At 50.4% G+C, this 18,301-nt stretch carries 21 protein-coding genes; 7 read left to right on the top strand and 14 right to left on the bottom strand.

The window, feature by feature from the left end; translation table 11 throughout:
* Nucleotides 1-82 precede the first annotated feature (82 nt).
* The 4 genes from GON22_RS07690 to GON22_RS07675 all read right to left on the bottom strand — a co-directional run bounded on the left by GON22_RS07690 (nucleotide 83) and on the right by GON22_RS07675 (nucleotide 2,267).
* Nucleotides 83-457 carry a hypothetical protein gene (locus GON22_RS07690; protein ID WP_160395531.1) on the bottom strand — a complete coding sequence of 125 codons (375 nt, stop codon included), beginning with the start codon at nucleotides 455-457 and terminating at the stop codon, nucleotides 83-85.
* 116 nt (nucleotides 458-573) lie between these two features.
* The gene (locus GON22_RS07685) at nucleotides 574-915 is read right to left on the bottom strand and encodes an ArsR/SmtB family transcription factor (protein ID WP_160395530.1); all 342 of its coding nucleotides are present in this window, start codon (nucleotides 913-915) and stop codon (nucleotides 574-576) included.
* A 1-nt stretch (nucleotide 916) separates the two neighbouring features.
* Nucleotides 917-1,345, bottom strand: a complete 429-nt coding sequence (locus GON22_RS07680; RefSeq protein ID WP_160395529.1) for an SRPBCC family protein — start codon at nucleotides 1,343-1,345, stop codon at nucleotides 917-919.
* Nucleotides 1,346-1,553: 208 nt separating this feature from the next.
* Nucleotides 1,554-2,267: a hypothetical protein gene (locus GON22_RS07675; RefSeq protein ID WP_160395528.1), complete on the bottom strand. Its 714-nt coding sequence runs from the start codon at nucleotides 2,265-2,267 to the stop codon at nucleotides 1,554-1,556.
* A gap of 133 nt (nucleotides 2,268-2,400) precedes the next feature.
* Between GON22_RS07675 and GON22_RS07670 the strand changes: the two genes are divergently transcribed.
* Both GON22_RS07670 and GON22_RS07665 read left to right on the top strand, forming a co-directional pair.
* Complete coding sequence (locus GON22_RS07670) at nucleotides 2,401-3,183, top strand: gluconate 2-dehydrogenase subunit 3 family protein (protein WP_160395527.1); 783 nt, start codon at nucleotides 2,401-2,403, stop codon at nucleotides 3,181-3,183.
* 21 nt (nucleotides 3,184-3,204) lie between these two features.
* Nucleotides 3,205-4,920: a GMC family oxidoreductase gene (locus GON22_RS07665; RefSeq protein ID WP_160395526.1), complete on the top strand. Its 1,716-nt coding sequence runs from the start codon at nucleotides 3,205-3,207 to the stop codon at nucleotides 4,918-4,920.
* 64 nt (nucleotides 4,921-4,984) lie between these two features.
* Here the strand turns inward: GON22_RS07665 and GON22_RS07660 are convergent, their stop codons facing one another.
* Both GON22_RS07660 and tatC read right to left on the bottom strand, forming a co-directional pair.
* Complete coding sequence (locus GON22_RS07660) at nucleotides 4,985-5,179, bottom strand: twin-arginine translocase TatA/TatE family subunit (protein WP_160395525.1); 195 nt, start codon at nucleotides 5,177-5,179, stop codon at nucleotides 4,985-4,987.
* A 29-nt stretch (nucleotides 5,180-5,208) separates the two neighbouring features.
* Complete coding sequence (gene tatC, locus GON22_RS07655; RefSeq protein ID WP_160395524.1) at nucleotides 5,209-5,964, bottom strand: twin-arginine translocase subunit TatC; 756 nt, start codon at nucleotides 5,962-5,964, stop codon at nucleotides 5,209-5,211.
* A 186-nt stretch (nucleotides 5,965-6,150) separates the two neighbouring features.
* On the opposite strand from tatC, the gene GON22_RS07650 reads away from it, so the two are divergent.
* Nucleotides 6,151-6,510 (top strand): c-type cytochrome, encoded by a 360-nt coding sequence (locus tag GON22_RS07650; protein WP_160395523.1) that lies wholly within the window; start codon nucleotides 6,151-6,153, stop codon nucleotides 6,508-6,510.
* Between the two features lie 133 nt (nucleotides 6,511-6,643).
* Here GON22_RS07650 and GON22_RS07645 read toward each other — a convergent pair whose 3' ends face one another.
* From GON22_RS07645 to GON22_RS07635, 3 genes are all read right to left on the bottom strand, one after another.
* On the bottom strand, nucleotides 6,644-7,735 hold the full coding sequence (locus tag GON22_RS07645; protein ID WP_160395522.1) for a M24 family metallopeptidase: 1,092 nt from the start codon (nucleotides 7,733-7,735) through the stop codon (nucleotides 6,644-6,646).
* Entirely contained in the window at nucleotides 7,732-8,790 is a 1,059-nt protein-coding gene (locus GON22_RS07640; protein ID WP_202113149.1) for a M42 family metallopeptidase, read from the bottom strand. Before GON22_RS07640 ends, GON22_RS07645 begins: the two co-directional genes overlap by 4 nt.
* 87 nt (nucleotides 8,791-8,877) lie before the next feature.
* Nucleotides 8,878-10,320 (bottom strand): serine hydrolase domain-containing protein, encoded by a 1,443-nt coding sequence (locus GON22_RS07635; protein WP_160395521.1) that lies wholly within the window; start codon nucleotides 10,318-10,320, stop codon nucleotides 8,878-8,880.
* 284 nt (nucleotides 10,321-10,604) lie between these two features.
* Between GON22_RS07635 and GON22_RS07630 the strand changes: the two genes are divergently transcribed.
* Nucleotides 10,605-11,378 carry an MBL fold metallo-hydrolase gene (locus GON22_RS07630; RefSeq protein ID WP_160395520.1) on the top strand — a complete coding sequence of 258 codons (774 nt, stop codon included), beginning with the start codon at nucleotides 10,605-10,607 and terminating at the stop codon, nucleotides 11,376-11,378.
* A 9-nt stretch (nucleotides 11,379-11,387) separates the two neighbouring features.
* Here GON22_RS07630 and GON22_RS07625 read toward each other — a convergent pair whose 3' ends face one another.
* The 4 genes from GON22_RS07625 to GON22_RS07610 all read right to left on the bottom strand — a co-directional run bounded on the left by GON22_RS07625 (nucleotide 11,388) and on the right by GON22_RS07610 (nucleotide 14,831).
* Nucleotides 11,388-12,161 carry a metallophosphoesterase gene (locus GON22_RS07625; protein WP_160395519.1) on the bottom strand — a complete coding sequence of 258 codons (774 nt, stop codon included), beginning with the start codon at nucleotides 12,159-12,161 and terminating at the stop codon, nucleotides 11,388-11,390.
* An 81-nt stretch (nucleotides 12,162-12,242) separates the two neighbouring features.
* Nucleotides 12,243-12,707, bottom strand: a complete 465-nt coding sequence (locus GON22_RS07620; RefSeq protein WP_160395518.1) for a thiol-disulfide oxidoreductase DCC family protein — start codon at nucleotides 12,705-12,707, stop codon at nucleotides 12,243-12,245.
* A 127-nt stretch (nucleotides 12,708-12,834) separates the two neighbouring features.
* Complete coding sequence (locus GON22_RS07615) at nucleotides 12,835-13,485, bottom strand: response regulator (protein ID WP_160395517.1); 651 nt, start codon at nucleotides 13,483-13,485, stop codon at nucleotides 12,835-12,837.
* 17 nt (nucleotides 13,486-13,502) lie between these two features.
* Nucleotides 13,503-14,831, bottom strand: coding sequence for a sensor histidine kinase (locus GON22_RS07610; RefSeq protein ID WP_160395516.1), 1,329 nt, complete (start codon nucleotides 14,829-14,831; stop codon nucleotides 13,503-13,505).
* 156 nt (nucleotides 14,832-14,987) lie between these two features.
* Between GON22_RS07610 and GON22_RS07605 the strand changes: the two genes are divergently transcribed.
* Nucleotides 14,988-15,497 carry a hypothetical protein gene (locus tag GON22_RS07605; RefSeq protein WP_160395515.1) on the top strand — a complete coding sequence of 170 codons (510 nt, stop codon included), beginning with the start codon at nucleotides 14,988-14,990 and terminating at the stop codon, nucleotides 15,495-15,497.
* Between the two features lie 70 nt (nucleotides 15,498-15,567).
* Here GON22_RS07605 and GON22_RS07600 read toward each other — a convergent pair whose 3' ends face one another.
* A complete protein-coding gene (locus tag GON22_RS07600; protein WP_160395514.1) occupies nucleotides 15,568-16,656 on the bottom strand; it encodes a lactonase family protein in 1,089 nt (362 codons plus the stop codon).
* A 317-nt stretch (nucleotides 16,657-16,973) separates the two neighbouring features.
* Here GON22_RS07600 and GON22_RS07595 point away from each other — a divergent pair, with 317 nt between their 5' ends.
* Nucleotides 16,974-17,591: an HAD family hydrolase gene (locus tag GON22_RS07595; protein WP_160395513.1), complete on the top strand. Its 618-nt coding sequence runs from the start codon at nucleotides 16,974-16,976 to the stop codon at nucleotides 17,589-17,591.
* A 37-nt stretch (nucleotides 17,592-17,628) separates the two neighbouring features.
* Nucleotides 17,629-18,165, top strand: coding sequence for a PCYCGC domain-containing protein (locus tag GON22_RS07590; RefSeq protein ID WP_237179065.1), 537 nt, complete (start codon nucleotides 17,629-17,631; stop codon nucleotides 18,163-18,165).
* Nucleotides 18,166-18,301: the final 136 nt, after the last annotated feature.

Raw genomic sequence — 18,301 nt, 5'->3', positions numbered from 1 at the left:
TATAGAATGCAACGGCAGCGGCGGAATTAGGCAACGGTGTAAGGTGTACGCAGCTTCGGCGCGCCTACAGCAAACCATTACATTATCCTTCAAGCGGGATCCGATAAGACGAGCGGTGCTCGACGATATGTTCACCTTGGTTAAACACCCAATTAAATTCAAATGTATGACCTTCATAACCTGTGCGCTTGCGTATATCCGGAACGATTACATCGCCCAGATGCGTGCGAATCGTCTGCTCGATCGTGTTCAGGCGCTCTTCATTCGCAATTCTTTGCTGCTCAGCTTCAGCTTCATCGGAAGCCGTCTGAAGGAAATAAGCTAATGCAATTTCATCATCAGGCAAAGTTAACGTTTCAAGCATGCCTGATCCGCGGAATACTTCCTTGACTGTATCCAGCCAATCCTTATACAAATTGATGGACACTTCATAGGACTGCATTTCGCTGTTGCTCATGATTCAATCTCTCCCCTACTCGCTGCTTCGTAACCAACAGCATAATACGGGAAGGGATGATTAGGCAACTGATTAGACGCAATAATCCTGGTGTTAAAACTAATCCTATGAGCCAGTCATTGCCCTTCTTCGTCGTCTTGTTCCACAAATCGCTTAAGGGCCAGCAGTTTGTTTTCCCAGAACCGCTCATAATAAGCTAACCATCGTTTTAATTCGAGCAACGGCTCTGGCTCAAGCTTGTACCGTGTTTCGCGCCCGACTTTACGTTCCTTCAGAAGCCCCGCATCCGTCAAAATGCGTAAATGCTTCGAAACGGCCGTCCTCGTCATCGGAAATTGTCCCGCGATCGTCGTGACAGGCAATTCCTCCTCTCCGAGAAGCTGCAGCAAATGGCGCCTAGTCGGGTCCGCGATTGCTTGGAAAACATCTGGCTTTGCTGAGGATGATCCTTGGGGCATATTACTCTCGCACGTAGCTGGCAAGCTTCTGTACGATGCCGACCCAGCCGCCATTCATGCGGTCACGCACGACAGAATGCGGCTCGCCAAACTCGGTAGCGCCTTCCGTTCCCCAGCCGCTATGCGTCAATGTAAACTGGGTGTGTTCGCCTTGCGCCACAAGCTCAAAGCGGAGCGTCCAGTCCTTGCCCCACATAAAAGCAAGCCCATTTGGCGGATCGATCTCCGTCACCTTGCATGGGGAATTGCCCCATGGCCCCGCATTGATTTCAAATTCATAGCCGAGAATCGGCTCAAAATTGTTCGGCATAAACCATGCCCCGATCCCTTCAGCTGTAGCTACCGCGTTCCATACCTTCTCGATCGGCGCTTTCAATACGAGTGTTTGTACGATATCAGGCAATTGATTTGCAGTGTGGTTGTGGTCCATGGATAAGTTCTCCTATCAAGATGAATTAGGAAACCTTTTGGTTTCACATTGGAGTATATGACACCTAAAGGTTTCATGTCAACTTCCAACTTTTATCCGTATGGTTGTGCTGTAAAACTTGTTGCATTCTCCACTAACATACTTGCAATAAAAAGCCTCCACAAATGGGTAGTGGAAGCTCTTTAACAATAACTCATCACTCTGCTCCTTATTTGCCCGCCAATTCGAACAGCGTTCGTATCCCCTTCGCAATCTCCCTTGGAGCTGCCCCTTCGGTTGTATCGCGATGAAGCTTGCTAATAACCTTCACAGCTTCGGCCGACTCGACCGTCAACACTTTCGTTTTCACGCCAAGAATGGATTGGATAGCCGTGGAAGCCTGCGCTAAGTTAGAGGCCGAAGCTAACCGCACGGTAGGTTCACCGACCGAACTGACTCGGCTATTGTGTTCATTTCCTTGCCCGACGCCTCCACTTAATACCTTCTGCTGAAGCGGATCATAATGTGAGCCTGAGGAAACTGACTTGTCCGTAGCAAGGATGACCAGATCATCAACAACGAACACTTTAACCCCTTGAACCCCCTCACTGCTTAATCGTGACTCCAGATGCGAGGAAAACCCGCCGCTGTGTAAGCCTGAACTGCCGATTCTGCTGTACACATTTGTGCCTAGTCCGTACGTTGTGTTACCGATACTGTTCGTCGTTAGCTGCTTGTCTCGGTCAGCGCTTGGGATGAGATAAGAATCATGCTGCTGCATCTGAACGTTGCGTTGCAACTCATGATCATGCGGGATAGCGGACTTCGCCGTTAGCTGCGGCAGCTCATCACGTTCATAATGCCCGCCACATCCAGCTAATGCAACAGCCGCCGTTAATCCTGCTGCCGTTGCTTTTGCAGCGATTTTAAACCTATGTGCCATGCTAAATTCCTCCGATCATTGGTGTACAGAATATAGGGTCTTAAGACTAGAGTGGCACTGCGCGGGCTAATGTATAAATGAAACACAGAGGAAAATACTATCACGGAATAAGAATTACTGGAGGTGGACTGTTATGAATGACAATAATGGAAAACGCCGGCCATCTGAAGTCAAAGAGCCCTCCCGGCGCCAATTTCTCGTCAATTCGGGCTTTGCACTTGGCGGCGCCGTAGTTGGCGGCGCGATTGGCGCACTGATTGGGCGTAAAGATACGAATGAACCGGAGAAGAACACCGATACTGGCACAACAGAGCCAAAACCGGCGACACCAGGCAATTTTAACCGGGCGCTCATGTTCTTCACGCCGGAGCAATTTGCAATTGTAAACGCTGCAACGGAACGGATCTACCCAGCAGACGACAATGGTGCAGGCGCAAGCGCGCTAGGGGTTGCGTTCTTCATCGATCATCAGCTTGCAGGCGATTATGGCTTTAACTCCCGGGAATATATGTCGCCTCCCTTCTTCCAAGGAGAAAAGGTACAGGGCTACCAAGGCCGATTGAAGCGCCGGGAAATTTATGAGATTGGCATTCGGGAACTGAACAACTACAGCCAAACCAAGCTGCAAAAAAAATTCGTCGAGCTGGCGCCCGAGGAACAGGACACCGTGCTAAAAGCATTCGAAGCGGATGAGCCGCAGATTACGACGATTTCACCGAGCGGTTTCTTCAAAATGCTGCGTGCGAATACGCTGGAAGGCGCATACAGTGATCCGCTATATGGCGGCAATGCGAACATGGAAGGCTGGCGCATGCGCAATTACCCCGGCAACCAGATCAGCTATGCAGCCATTATTGAGAAACCTTTCGTCGCGATGGAGCCTGTAAGCCTGCAAGAGCATATGTCATCCCACTAATAAAGGAGGTAAGCGAGCACGATGGCCAAAACATTGCCAAAAACCGATGTTGTCATCGTCGGCGTTGGCTGGGCAGGCGGTATCATTGCAGCTGAGCTAACGAAAGGCGGCTTAAATGTTGTCGGTCTTGAGAGGGGCCGCGAGCGGAAAACGGAAGATTATTATATGGTTCACGACGAACTGCGCTATGGTTCCCGCTACGATCTCATGCAAGACTTGTCCAAAGAAACGATCACATTCCGCAGCACCGAGAAAATACGTGCGTTGCCGATGCGGCAATATGGTTCCTTCCTCCTCGGCGAAGGCCTCGGCGGCTCTGGCGTCCATTGGAACGGCCAGACGTTCCGTTTTCTCCCTTATGATTTTGAAATTCGCAGCAAAACGATTGAACGGTATGGCAAAAACAAGATTCCTGCCGAAATGTCAATTCAAGACTGGGGCATCACGTATGACCAGCTTGAGCCGTATTATGACAAATTTGAGAAAACAGCCGGTATTTCAGGTGAGCCTAATCCGCTGGGAGGCAAACGTTCCGCTGATTATCCAACGCCGCCAATGCTCAAGACTCCTGCAATTAACAAATTTATCGAAGCGGCAAACAAGCTCAGTCTCCATCCTTACATGATGCCATCTGCCAATCTTTCGCAGACGTATACGAATCCTGATGGCGTAAGCCGTGCTGCTTGCCAATATTGTGGATATTGCGAACGGTTCGGCTGCGAATATGGCGCCAAAGCAGATCCTGTCGTCACGGTCATTCCCGTCGCCAACAAAACAGGCAAGTTCGAAATTCGGACGCACTCGAATGTTCGGCGCATTTTACATAAAGGCGGCAAAGCAACAGGCGTCCTCTACACGGATGTTACGACTGGTGAAGAAATTGAACAGCCCGCCGACATTGTAGTCGTAACTAGCTATGTGTTTAATAACGTTCGGCTGCTCCTTCAGTCGGGCATTGGAAAACCGTATAACCCCGCTACGGGAACTGGCGTTATCGGCAAAAACTATGCTTATCAAGTGATCAAAGGGAATGCCGCAGGCTTCTTCGATGAGGAGCAATTCAACAACTTCGCGGGTGCGGGGTCGCTTGGCGTCAATCTTGATGATTATAACGGCGATAACTTTGACCACTCGGATCTCAAATTTATTCATGGCGGAACGATCTCGCTATCACAGACCGGGCAACGGCCAATTGCTAACAATCCTGTACCGCCCGAAACCCCATCTTGGGGTGCGGATTTCAAGAAAAACTCATTAAATTACGCCAATCGCGTGCTAGCTGTCGGCGGACAAGGCTCATCCATGTCGTTTAAGCATCATTTTCTCGATTTGGACCCGACCTTCAAGGATGCCTTCGGCGACCCACTCATCCGCATCACCTTCGATTTCGAAGAGCAGGATCGCGAGCTTGCTGTGTTCTTAGCTAACAAAAGTGCAGAAATCGTGAAGCAAATGGGCGCAAAATCGATTAGCCAGCTGAAAGAGCTTGGCCCTTACGAGATTACGACTTATCAATCGACGCATAACACCGGTGGCGTTATTCTCGGAGCATCGCCTGACACATCAGCTGTTAACTCCTATTGCCAGATGTGGGACATGGACAACGTGTTCGTCGTCGGCGCAAGCGCATTCCCGCATAATTCCGGATACAACCCAACTGGAACGGTCGGTGCACTTGCTTATCGAACAGCAGAAGGCATCATGACGTACCGAAGCAAAGGCGGATTGCTTGTCTAACGCCCAAAAAAAAGAGATTCCCCTCCCAACCGAGCAGGTTGAGCGGAGAATCTCTTTTTGCTTGCTATGGCAGGAGCTTGGATTCTTCCTTTTTAACCTCAATCACGTCGTCATCTGCAATCCCTTTGGTTGAATTGCGGAATTCGCGCAACGTATCGCCGAACGCCCGCCCAAGCTGCGGCAGCTTGGCTGGACCGAACACGATTAACGCAATCGCAAATATAATAATGAGCCCAGATACGCCAATATTGTTGAACATGTGAGCACATCTCCTTTCTGTTGGAACAGCTATTGTGGGTTTGGAATCAATGCTTGCTGGCGTTTGCGTTTGCCGTATGCCCGTGACGATACGAATACGCCTGATTCATAAAGCAGGATGAGCGGAATCGTCACCGACAGATGGGACACAAAGTCTGGCGGCGAAATGCAGGAGCCAATAACGGCAAGTGCCACATACGCATATTTACGCGATTCCCGCAGTTTCTCTGGCGTCAGCAAGCCAAGTCGTGTTAAAAACAAGATTACTAACGGCATCTCAAAAGCAACGCCGAGCGGGAAAATCACATTAAACATAAACGCAAAATATTTGTCGATCCCATACGTCTCTACCGCACCTACACTTTGATTCATATGCTGCATGAACCGAAGCATCATCGGAAACACGACAAAGTAACTAAACGAGACGCCGCCCAGAAACAGCGCGAATGACGCAGGAATGTACGCGAGCGTTCCTTTTGCTTCGGTATCCGTAAGGCCAGGCCTCGCGAATGCCCATGCTTGGTAGAGAACAAGCGGCAATGTAAGGAGCACTGCGAATAGAAAGGCACAGCGCAAGTAGACGAATAAGCCATCCGTGTACGAGAAAACGTTCCATTCCACGCCTGTTGCCGCTGGCTGGCCTTTCAAGTAGCGCAAAATGCCCGGAGACAAATATAAGCCGGCGCTAAGCGTCACCACGAATACGCTAAATACCAAAATTAATCTGCGCCGAAGTTCTGCCAGATGCTTAATTAAATCCTCTTGCCGGTGGTCGTGACTGATCATTGCCTCCCTCACCTGCTCTTGCTGGAATACCGGCGTTTTGCCAGTTGAGTATAGGATATCCAGCCGCTTTTCCCTTATGCGTAATATGAAGGATTCATCCGAATAAGGAATGTTTTTCAGGACAACCTACGAAAGAAAAGCATCCATTCAAGCCATTCCATAGGCTGATCTCTAGGAGGGTCTAGTATGACGACGAAAAAGCTGGCGATCACAGCGCTTATTGTGCTGATGTTTGCTGTAGTGGCGGCATGTGGGAAAAGCGATAAAGATGAGACGCCCAGTACGCCAGATACAACGCAAAACGGCGGCGGAGAAACAACTGCGGCAGATGCCGAAAAGGTTTATCAAGCGAACTGCATCGGCTGCCATGCAACAGACCTTGCTGGGGGCGTAGGGCCAAACCTGCAGAAAGTTGGCGGCAAGCTGTCATCGGACGAAATCAAAACGACAATTGCAAACGGGCGCGGTGGCATGCCAGCGTTCAAGGACAAGCTGTCTGATACCGAGATCACGGCTCTTAGCAGCTGGCTGGCAGAGCATAAGTAAAGCTGGCAAATAAGGTTATTCGCTCTAAATCAAAAACGATGCCAACCCGCCGCAGCACAAAAACAGGGATGACCAACAGCCGTCGTGGCTGCTGGTCATCCCTTTATCTCTATATCATATATCTATAATTCGTCTATCCGATGACAGTAAGCGACTTCGGGAATGTGGTCAACGACTCCGGTCCCTTCGCTGTAACTAACACATCATCCTCGATTCGGACACCGCCAACACCCGGCAAATAAATGCCCGGCTCCACCGTCACGACCATGCCCGTGCGCAGCGAGTCCTCATTTGCCCCATGCAACGATGGGTATTCATGAATATCTAATCCAATTCCATGCCCCAGCCGATGCGTGAACAGCTCGCCGTAGCCTTGGCCCTCGATATGCTGCCTTGCTGCCCAATCCGCTGATGACATCGCTTTACCCGGAATAAGCGCTTCAATGCCAAGCCGGTTCGCTTCAAGTACCGTGTTATAAATGCGATGAAGCTCGTCGGAAATGTCCCCTACCGCAAATGTTCGTGTAATATCCGAAACATATCCTTCGGCGTACACGCCCATGTCGAATAGCAGCAGTTCACCGGCTTGCACTTTGCGCAGCCCTGGTGTGCCATGCGGCAATGCCGATTTCTCGCCCGCTAATACAGTCGTGTCGAATGAGGGCCCCTCCGCTCCCAGCTTTCTCATCCGAAAATCAATATCGGCTGCCAGCTCCAGCTCGGTCACGCCGGGCTTAACAAGCGGAAGCGTATCGCTCAGCACTTGCTCAATCAACTTCACGGCATGGCGGATACGGGCAATCTCATCCTCGCTTTTGACCGCGCGTATCGCTGTCAAGAAGGCATCCATCCCCGTCAAGCTTGCCGAAGGGAGCGCAGCGAGCAGATGTTCATATCGCGTAACTGTCATGCTTTCCTTCTCGATGCCAATTAACCCTGTAGCATTCGTGCCCAGCACTTCCGCTAAAACCGCATAAGCATTGTCCGTATCGCGATGCGAATGAACGGTATCTACAGCGAGCGCGGCTTCTGCACCAGCACGGTCAAGCTCTGGCACTAGCAACGCTGTCCGTCCGTCAGCCGTTACAATCAACGCAAGCAGCCGTTCGTGCGGCTCGCAGCGAAAGCCGCTCAAGTAATAGACATGCTTCGGATTCGTTACGAGTGCAGCTTCCCAGCCCTGCCGCTCCGTTTCTTCCATCAGCTGCTTCAATCGTTCATTCATTCGCCCACCTCCAAAATATACGCGAGCAACAGCGCCGCTGTATTGACAATTGCATCCGCATGCGTCCTCTCCATGCCATGCGAGGCATGTACGCCCGGACCGATAAGCGCTGCTCGAATGTTGCTGCCGCCACGCAGCGCTGCCGATGCATCCGAGCCGTAGAACGGATAAATGTCGACGGCGTACGGGATTGCTTCCCGCTTCGCCAATTCGATCAGCTTCGTCGTCATCCCATAATCATATGGCCCAGAGGAATCTTTGGCGCAGATCGATACGTCATGCTCCGTCGTTGACAGGTCATCGCCGATAGCCCCCATATCTACCGCAATCAACTCCGTAATATTAGGCGGCACATAAGCGTTGCCATGGCCAACTTCCTCATAAGTCGATAGGATCATATGCACCGTTCGCTCAGGTGTTCGCTGTTCCCTCTTCAGCCATTCGAGCATGCCGAGCAAGGCAGCCACACTTGCCTTGTCGTCCAAATGCCGTGATTTAACCCAGCCATTGGGAAGCATCCGAACGCGCGGGTCCCACGAAATAAAATCGCCAGATGCGATTCCGAGCCTCTCCGTGTCCGCTTTCGATTCGACGATTTCGTCAATCCGAATGGCCATATTCGCTTCTTCACGCTTCCACTCACGAGCATCTGCATGGACGTGAACCGAAGGCTTAGTCGACAAAACGGTTCCTTCGTACTGGCGGCCATCCCGCGTATGAATGACGCAATACTCGCCTTCAACCGTTTGCATCGCATAACCGCCAATTGGCGAAAACCGAATGGAACCGTCCCCTTTGATCGATCGGACCATTGCGCCTAATGTGTCGACATGAGCCGTAAGCGCAATCGCATTGCTGCTCGTTTTGCCCGGTATCGTAATGATGCCATTCCCTTTGGGCGTACGTTCAAAAGGATAACCTAACCGCACAGCCTCCTGTTCAATCAACTGCATGATCGCCATACAAAATCCGCTCGGGCTCGGCGTTAACAGCAATTTATTCAACCAATCGAGCATATACGCGCGGTCGAGCTTTGGAGACAATTGTGTAATCATAGTCATCGTTCACCCCTTCCTTCTCACTCGTTATTGTGGCATTACCTTGCTGGCCATAACCGTGGATAGCGATAACGCGCTGCCGAATTATCTTGCTTGCCCCTCGACCGTTACGTCCTCATCAAACCAATTTCCCGTCGGCCACGCAAGGTTCCGCTTCATACGCAGCTCAATTTGTGCCCCAGTAAACTTGATCATCACTTGGCGATTAAATGGCGTTTGCACTTCATATTGCAGCAAAGAGAGGACTCCCTCGTCGGTCCATCCGGCAAGCCCCGCCAAATGCGCCATTCCATCACCTTGATGCGCCCACTCGCCTAATCCATATTCATGTTGGAGGCGACTCCCCTCTTGTTCAACCGTAACTATGAGCTTTCCTTGCTGTTCGTGAAGCGCGATAGATTCCCACCTTGCCGAATTCGCCGAAAGCTGGAACGTACGTCCATGCCATTCAATCCCTGCTGGCGATTGGTGAGATAAGTTGTGCGGTTCACCGAGCTTCAGTCCAGATAACCGGGCTTGCAAGGCACGGCTAACGTTCTCCTGCTGCTGAAGTAAAGGATGATCCGGGTTAGACAGCACCGGCAGCAAATGGTTCCATATCGCGTTCAGCACATCCTGCTCCCGCCACTCCGCACAATTCAGTGCGACAATCGTGTTGCATTGCGGAATAATGACACATTTCTGCGTGAATAAGCCTGCAAACCGGTATGCGCCAAAACGGCAACGCCACAGCTGATAACCATAGCCGGTCGACCAATCGGAGTTTTCCTCCGTACCGTTTGGAACTTGCAAAGCAGCCGAAGCTTCTATCCAGTTCTCATCAAGCAATCGTTCGCCTTCCCAAATTCCTCTTTGAAGATAGAGCAGCCCGAGTTTAGCAACATCTTCAAGCCTTAGGCAAAGCCCCCAGCCGCCAGCAACATTCCCTTCAGGCAGCGTCATCCAATAATCAACTTGAATGCCCAACGGTTCAAAAATGCGTGGCGCCAAATATTGCTCCAGACGCTCCCCGCTTGCCTTCTCAACGATGAGGCCAAGCATATGCGTAGCGCCGCTGCTATATGTAAAATGTTCGCCTGGCGCATAATCAAGCGGCGCATGCAGAAATGCCCTTATCCAGTCCCGCCCTTCTTGAATTGCGGCTTCCGTCGGATCACCGCTATGTCCGCTCGCCATTGCGAGCAAATCTCGGACGCGCATCGCGAGCAATCGTTCAGATGGCTGTTCCGGCATCTCTTCTGGGAAGTACGAAGCTACCTTGTCTTCTACGGTTAACAAGCCCTCTTGTACAGCAAGGCCAACAGCTGTCGACGTGAAGCTTTTCGTAATAGAGAATATAAAATGCGGAATATCCGCTCCGAATGGCTCCCACCATCCCTCTGCCGCTACTTTGCCGTCACGGATAATCATAAAGCTATGAATAGCTAACGCTTTCTGCTCTAGCTCATCTAAGAAAGCATGAACCGATTCGTTAGGGAGGCCTACGCTCTCAGGCGTTGTGCGCGGAAGTGGTTTCAATACTGGCATTTGTTTGCTCCTCCAATACCAATTTTTCTTTCTTGGATCAATAACTGCGCTGCTATCATGCACCATCGCTTGCTTCTTCTATTTTAATAGCGTTTTCATTCGATTACTATCTTTATGGACGACAGAAAAAGCCCGATTTTAACGGCGAAATGTCGCAATATTGTATATTGACAAAAATATTTTTATGTGGTATAATATAATATTTTCGTGTTGACCTGAACTCATGTTGGAAGTAAGATAGGAACGCTTATATCAACCAATGTGGGATTAGGAGGCTGAAAATTTTGAAAATTGCAGAGGATATCTATTTGTTAAGTGTTACGGCAATGGCTATGGGGCAGCCCAGCACGGTGCATCCGGTATTGATTGGGAATGGTCATGAAGCTGTACTTGTCGATGCGGGGTATCCGGGGCGATTAGAAGATTTAGTTAAAGGGTTCGCTGAAGCTGGCATTGATGAGCAGCAGCTCCAGGCCATTATCATTACCCATCAGGATATCGATCATATCGGAGGATTGCCTGCTTTCTTGGCTCATTTGAATCGGTCCGTCGATGTGCTGGCGCATGGATTAGAAAAGCCCTATATTCAAGGCGATCGGCGGCTGATCAAAATAACGGATGATGCTCTGGCAAACGTAGATGCCATGATTCCGCCGGAAGTGCCGGAGCAATGGCGACAAGCGTTTAAGGCGATGCTCGAAAACCCGCCAAGCGCACCTGTGGACCGCTTGATCAAAGGCGGCGACCGCCTCCCGCTATGCGGTGGAATCATCGTCATCGATACGCCGGGCCACACGCCAGGACATATAAGCCTCTATCACGAAGCAAGCCGAACCTTGATCGCAGGCGATGCGCTAATCGTTGAAAATGGGCAATTATGCGCATCTGACCCGCTTCTGGCGACAGATTATGGGCAAGCGATGCGCTCGCTCGGCGAGTTCGCTGCGTTCCCTATCGCGCATGTGGTATGCCATCATGGCGGTCACTACACAGGCGAGGATGTGAACGGGCGAATCGCAGCGATCGCAGCTGCTTATGAAGCCGCACAGCCATCGTAAACACAACTTTTATAGCTCGTGCAGCGTCACTTCACTTCTAACGAGAAAACGAGCGTTTGGACCAGCTTGGCCGACCCCTTTGGAAATATAATAGGGGCCTTGCTTCGATCGATGAAGGCCCTTGTAAATGCCAGCCGCCGCGAGCCTCCCCTTGTTAATATAACGGAATAAGAACGGCACATTAAACTGCATCCCGTGGAAGTGGCCGGCAACCAAATAATGATAAGCGTAAGGCAGTTCGAGCACCACATTCGGATCATGCGTCAACACGACCGCCGGCATGTGGGGCTCGACCTTCTGAAAAGCCGCTTTAATTTTACTCTTCTTCGAGCCATAATCATCAATTCCGACCAAACGGAACTTGTTATCGATAAGAACGGACCGGTTTTGCAGCACTTGAATGCCGGAGGCGTTGAGCAAATCGACCAGCCTTTTCAAATTGTCGCGATCTAACCGGTGATCATGGTTGCCAAGTACGGCAAAAACGGGAATTCCTGCTCCGCCGATCGCCTCTGCATAACGTTTCACTTTCGGCAAATGCTTTGCTTTCTGTGTAAAATCCCCTGTCACGACGATATAATCTGGCTTCAGCTGATCGATCACCCGCCGTAGCTTCGCAGATGTAATGCGCGCTTTCTCCACATGAATATCGCTGATCTGAAGCATACGAATGCCTAGCTCGGAGGAATAGTGCACGTGCTCGATTTTGAGCCACTGCGTGGGCAAGATCAATGCAGCATAGAATACGACAAGAATAATGAGAAGAACTAGTGCTAATAGCAAACGTCATCCCCTCTTCCCAATATGATAGCGTTAGAGACTCCATCATAATAGAAAGCTGGGCTTGACACAAATCAGCACATTTTAATCTCTTGCTGCTTGCTGAAACTCATGCAGTGATTCGATATCATCAATAAATCGGTTCTTGCCCGCAATGCCCGGCAGCATGCATGCTTCAGCGCGCCCAAATAGCCGATAACGCCAGCTTGCGATTCTTTTATAGACAAAATTACGGATAGGCGATGGCACGATCATAAATGCATAAACCAACGGCCACCCGCCATCCAGCCCGCGCAGAGTACGCAAGGCTGCCGTTGAACGCGTATAGGCATGCCCGTTTTCCAGCAGCACCATCGAATCCATTGAATGGGGATCTAGCCCTGCTTGTGCAGCGAGAAGCTGCCCAACCTCCGATTGAAGGGCTGCAAACCGAAATTTAGCCTGCTTATCCCGGCGCACCGCGAATCTCGTCATGCCGTGGCAAAGTGCACATTCCCCATCGACTAACAAAATCCGTTTGCCCACTAGCTTTCCAACGACGTTTGCCATGCTGCTCGCCCCTCTTCCTCATTAGTGGTAGTGTAACGCAATAACAGGCGATTAGGCAGGTGGAACTTCTATAGTACAGGAATCAAGAAAGGTACTACGTAACGTAGTACCCCGTTCACCTTATCGCTCATTGCCGCGGCTTCTCAATCCCATTGCGGCGCACCTTCTCCACCGCTTCACGCCCGCTTTTTACGCCAAGCTTTTTGAGCAACTTGTTAATCTGGTTTTTAATCGTGCTCTCTGCCTTGACCAGTTGTTGCTCCATTTCTGCATGCGTCTGGCCCTGCTCGATTCGCTCGAAAATTTCCCGTTCCGCAGCCGTTAAGCTCTTGAGCTGCTCTTCGCGCTTTAGCCGATTGAGCTCCTTATGCAGCGCGTCCATCGCTTCCGGATGATGATGCACATTACGGATCACCTGCGCCAGATCGCGGAATCTCGTTTTATCTACATATTCATACGCCCCTGCTGTAAAAGCATCCGTCATCCTTCGCTCATCGCGTTCGGACGTCAGCATAATGCACTTCGCTGAGCTTGCGTCGCTAAGCTCCATCGCCGTCTGGACTCCGTTAAGCCCTTCAGCGGATAAATGAAAATCGATTAGCGCAATGTCATACGATAACGTTGCTGCAAGCTGAACCGCTTCTTCTCCGCTTAACGCAGCGCCTACGACTAACATATCGGACTGCTGGTGAAGCAGTACCGTAATCGATCGGACCCAGTCGGGATCATCCTCAACGACTAATATTTTAATGGGATTCGTTGCTTCCTCCGCTGCCATAGCTGCCCCCCTCTCTGCTAAGTTGTACGAACGAGTGCGGTGCGAGGGTATCGGAGCGTTACCGTCGTCCCTTCACCTATATGGCTCAAAAGCTGGACCGATCCGCCGCTGCGTTGCATGAACATATACACATAGGACAGCCCTAGACCATAATTGCTGCCGCGTTTCTTCGTGCTATAGAACGGTTCAAAGACATGCCGCTGCTGCTCCATCGGAATGCCATTCCCCGTATCCTGAATCGATAACTGCACATAGCGGCGGTTCAACTCAACTTTCAGTGCCAATCGCCCGCCATCCGGCATCGCTTCCACTGCATTCGTTAATAAATTGCCTACTGCTTCGCGCAAATGAACGGGATCGCATATTACGATTGGTCGAATCGCATATTGGACTTGCAATTGAATGCCTTGTGCTTCACATTGCATACTCAGCTCCGCTGCGAGTGAATCCAACAGCGCGTCCCAGTGGCAAGGCTGTTGCACGAGCGTGATGACGCGCATACGTTCATGCAAGCGCTCCGCCATCGCAATAATTTGGCCCGATGCCCGCTCGATCATCGCCAGTTGGTGCACAGCTTCATCGTTTGCTTCCGGCATGAGCGATTTTAAATTTTCCGCTCCAATGGCGATCTTGCCGATCTCGTTCTTCACCGTATGCTGCAGCAGCGCTGCGCCAGACCCAATCGCCTGCATCGTCGATTCCATCGAATCCCGCTCGAATCGAAGCTTTACGCCAACGACGCCGTAGAAGAAAACGCCGGGCAGTGCGACGATGATCGAGTATGCGAAAAATACCGATACATACTGGAAATAATCAATATGCGGATAGAGCGCACGCCCTATTACGATAAATAGCAGAACAGCCAGCACCGTTGGAACCATCACAATGACAGTAATGAACATCGTTCGCCTACGCGCAGCTTCACGCTCTCTCCTATAGGATCGAAGCAGCAGCCAGCATGCAGCCACATAATACGGTGCTGTCCAAATGAGCATCAGCCAGTAGTTCATCTGAAGTTCAGGCGAGAACGGCGTAATTGCTGCCATGACAATGACAGGCACGAACAAAATAAGCTTTGTTGCCGTTCGGCCACGTGCACGCATGCGATCCAATCGGCCCGTAAACACAAGGCAAAAAACGAGCAGCGCAAATGGCGTGACGGTTTGGTTCACGAAATCTACCCCGTCAGCAAGCCACTTCCCGGCTATTTGCTTCAATAGCTCCGTTCCTCCGCCAATCGCAGCGACGAATAAAAAACAAGCAGCCCAACGGTTCGAAGCGCTGCGCCAATTATGCAGCAAAGCGACTATAGCGCCCGTCATAAGGGCAAACATGTAATATAACATGGGGTTCCATCCTATTCTTCGGTTCGTAACCAGTATACCGTATGCTTCTAGCATATTTCGACATCTGGGCGTTCGCAACTCCTTTTTTTGGACGAAACCGTGCTCCCTATGCTATAATGACTCGCAATTCTAATACCGATTGGCGGAGGATTAAACATGCTAACGTTCGAACAGAAGCTTGAGATCATACAATCGTTTCCCCAGCTAGAGCGCAAGGACGTCTCCCTTGGACGGATTAATTTTCAATACGAGGAAAGCGCCTTTGAACGTAAAAATGTCGTTTATCACCTGCATCCGAACGGGAATGGCTATGTTTATGCGGGCATGCTTGCGGGTGTAGAGAAAGATGCCAAAGGGCTCGTCAACATTCGGGATCTGGACGAGCATTCGCTTCGTTCCCTGCTGGAGCAATCGATTGCTTCGCTAACAGGCACGGGTGAGCCTGCTAATGATGAGGACAACCAAGCGAGCAATGCGCATCCATCGGAGCATAAGGCTGAGGATCAAGTCTGGAAAGACAAGAACGGCAACGTACTGTTGCTTCGTTATGAAGACGATGCTGACCTGTGGTATATTTGGGCGCTCGATGCGCTTGATTGTGCATTCGAGACGCTGGAGGAATCGGTGGAGTATTTGACAGAGGAAGGCTTTAAGCGGGCGAAGTAATAGTGCGATAATTTTCAAAAAAAAGGTTGAGCATGCGCCAGCGCACTGCCCAACCTTTTTTCTCATACGATTAGAAAGCGACCGGCTGAACGAATACTGGCTTAGAAACCGTTGCGCTATTGCCTGTATACGTGATGCGGCCGTTATCGCGATTAATGCGGAAAATAACCAAGTTGTTCGAATCACGATTCGCAGCAATGAGATGCGAACCGCTCGGCGTCAATGCAAAGTGGCGCGGATGGCCGCCTTCGACTGAAACAATTTCAACTACGCTCAATTTGCCGGTCGCCTGATCAACCGAATAAACTACGATGCTGTCATGGCCGCGGTTTGAGCCGTATACAAATCGCCCGTCAGGGGACACCGTAATTTCAGCTGTCGTATTTTCGCCATCGAACCCTTCTGGCGGCAAAGTCGAGATCGTCTGGATTGGCGCCAAATCGCCGGATGCCGGCTCATATGCAAGCACTGTTACCGACGAATCGACTTCGTTAATGACATAAGCATACGGGATCGATGGATGGAACGCCAAATGGCGCGGTCCAGCGCCTGGATGCAACTGGGTCTCATCTAGCAGCGACAATTCGTTTGCAGTGCGGTCGATCTCATATATTTTGATCCGATCGAGTCCAAGATCTTGAACATACAAGAACCGTCCATCTGGGCTAAACATCGACGAGTGCGGATGCGGACGGTCTTGGCGTTCTGGATGCTGCCCGCGACCTTCATGCTGCTGCGTATCGAGCTGTTCCCCGATTTGGCCGTCTGGCGTTAGCGCTGTCAGCCCTACTTTTCCGCCATGATAGCTTGTTACGATTAAATAATCGCTGCTTGCATCACGTTGGATGTGGCAGGTCGGCCCATTAACCGTCAAGCCGCGATTCAGCAGCGAAAGCGTTCCGTCCACTGGGTTAATAGCGAATGCCGCAGCCTCGCCAGTTTTTGCCCCTTCTGCCGACTTCCCTTCCGTAATCGCATATAGCCGCTTGTTCGCAGCATCGATGTTCAGGAATGTCGGATTTTGCAAACCGCCATATTCGTTAAGCAGCGTGAGCTGCTCTTGCTGTTCGTCGAATTGGTAAACATATACGCCGCTAGCGGATGATTCTGCATATGAGCCGGCGAAGACGAGAAGCTTGTGATCATTGGATTGTGTCATAATTGGTCAGGCCCTCCTAAACGGTTCTAGATAAAAACATTGCCATCTCTGATTATATAAGGTCTGTCCCACCAAAAACAAACCCAATTATGAAATTACATCATAGGGGACCACTTTACTAGAATATTGTTCCGGAAATTATCTAGTTTGTGTAAAATTAGCCCATTAGGAGGATGTGGAAAATGAGAACTAAGATTCAAGGCATAAATGGCAGTGTTGGGGTAACCGCAAGATAAAGCTATGTAAGGCTACAGCGTTCTATCCACCCATGATATAATTGCCAAAACAGAACATTCAAACGCAGTTGGAGGCCTCGCATGACTGAAACTAAAACTACCCTTCCCAAACCGCAGCTCATACTAGATGTCGGCGGCGTATTGCTCACGAATTTATCGCCAGGCTTCTGGACAGAGCTAGCGGAAACTAGCATTGTACCCTATGAGACGCTTCGGGCCAGTTATAAACAAGAAGTCCGTGATGGCTTATGGTCCGGCGCGATTACAGAGCTGCAATTCTGGCAATGGGCAGCTAAACATATTCCCGAATTAACTCCCGAGGATGGCCGCCAGTTGATCCTGAAACATCTCATACGCCTCCCTGCTGTAGAGCAGCTACAGGCATGGAGCCGCATGGCGGATATTCATATTTTGAGCAACCATCGTGAGGAATGGCTATCGCCAAAGCTGGCGGACATTCGGCAATCGATAACTAGCTGGACCGTATCCAGCGAAAGCGGCAGCTTTAAGCCGAATATGCCAATCTATGAAAAAGCTGCTGCTCAACTAGCTGGACCTGGCCCGATTCTATTCGTGGATGATTCACGTGCAAACCTTGCTCAAGCCCATAAGCTTGGCTGGAGCACGTTATGGGCTGACCCTGATAGTGTTTGGATTGAATCCGTCGTTCCGCTTTTGAATGGCATGCTTCGTACTTAAACCACTATCTTAATCACTAAGGAAGTGATCTAACAATATGTACAAGTTCCCCATGGCCAAATCAGCCAAAACGATCATCATTGCCGGTGCTTTATGCAGCTCCATTCTCGCAGGCTGCGGAAGCAGCAGCTCGCATTCACCCGCCAATTCGGCAACGGCAAGTGAGGCCCACGACCACCTCTCGCATACGGCAAATGGTGATTTGCAAGAAACAACAGCATCCCTGAGCGAGCTGCCTTCCTTCTTGTCCTCCCAACCGAACCAAATCTATCTCGCCTATAAAGCGGCATCTACCATCACAGATACGTTAGGCTGGATTCCTTGCTACTGCGGCTGCGGTGATAGCGCTGGGCATAAAAGCAACCTGAACTGCTTTATCGCTGAAATAAAAGAGGATGGTTCCGTCGTCTGGGACGATCATGGCACGCGTTGTGGCGTATGTATGGAGATTGCACTCAAGGTTACGCTCATGAAGCAAGAGGGCAAATCGTTGAAAGAAATTCGTACAACCATCGACGCCGAGTATAAAACAGGCTATGCCAAGCCGACGCCTACTCCGATGCCGAGTGTCTAATTGATGATGGTTAAGTGATCATATGTATGGGAACAGCGATATACTAGAACCTATTTAGGGTCCTGGTACACCGCTGTTTTTTTTATGAAGCGCTCCTTCAGGCATTCCCAATCCCTTTACATATTTATGTATTTCT

This window comes from Paenibacillus sp. MMS18-CY102 (assembly GCF_009789195.1).
Taxonomy (GTDB): domain Bacteria; phylum Bacillota; class Bacilli; order Paenibacillales; family Paenibacillaceae; genus Paenibacillus_T.
Note: the sequence above shows the minus strand (reverse complement) of the source record. Positions and strands in the feature narration are given on the sequence as shown.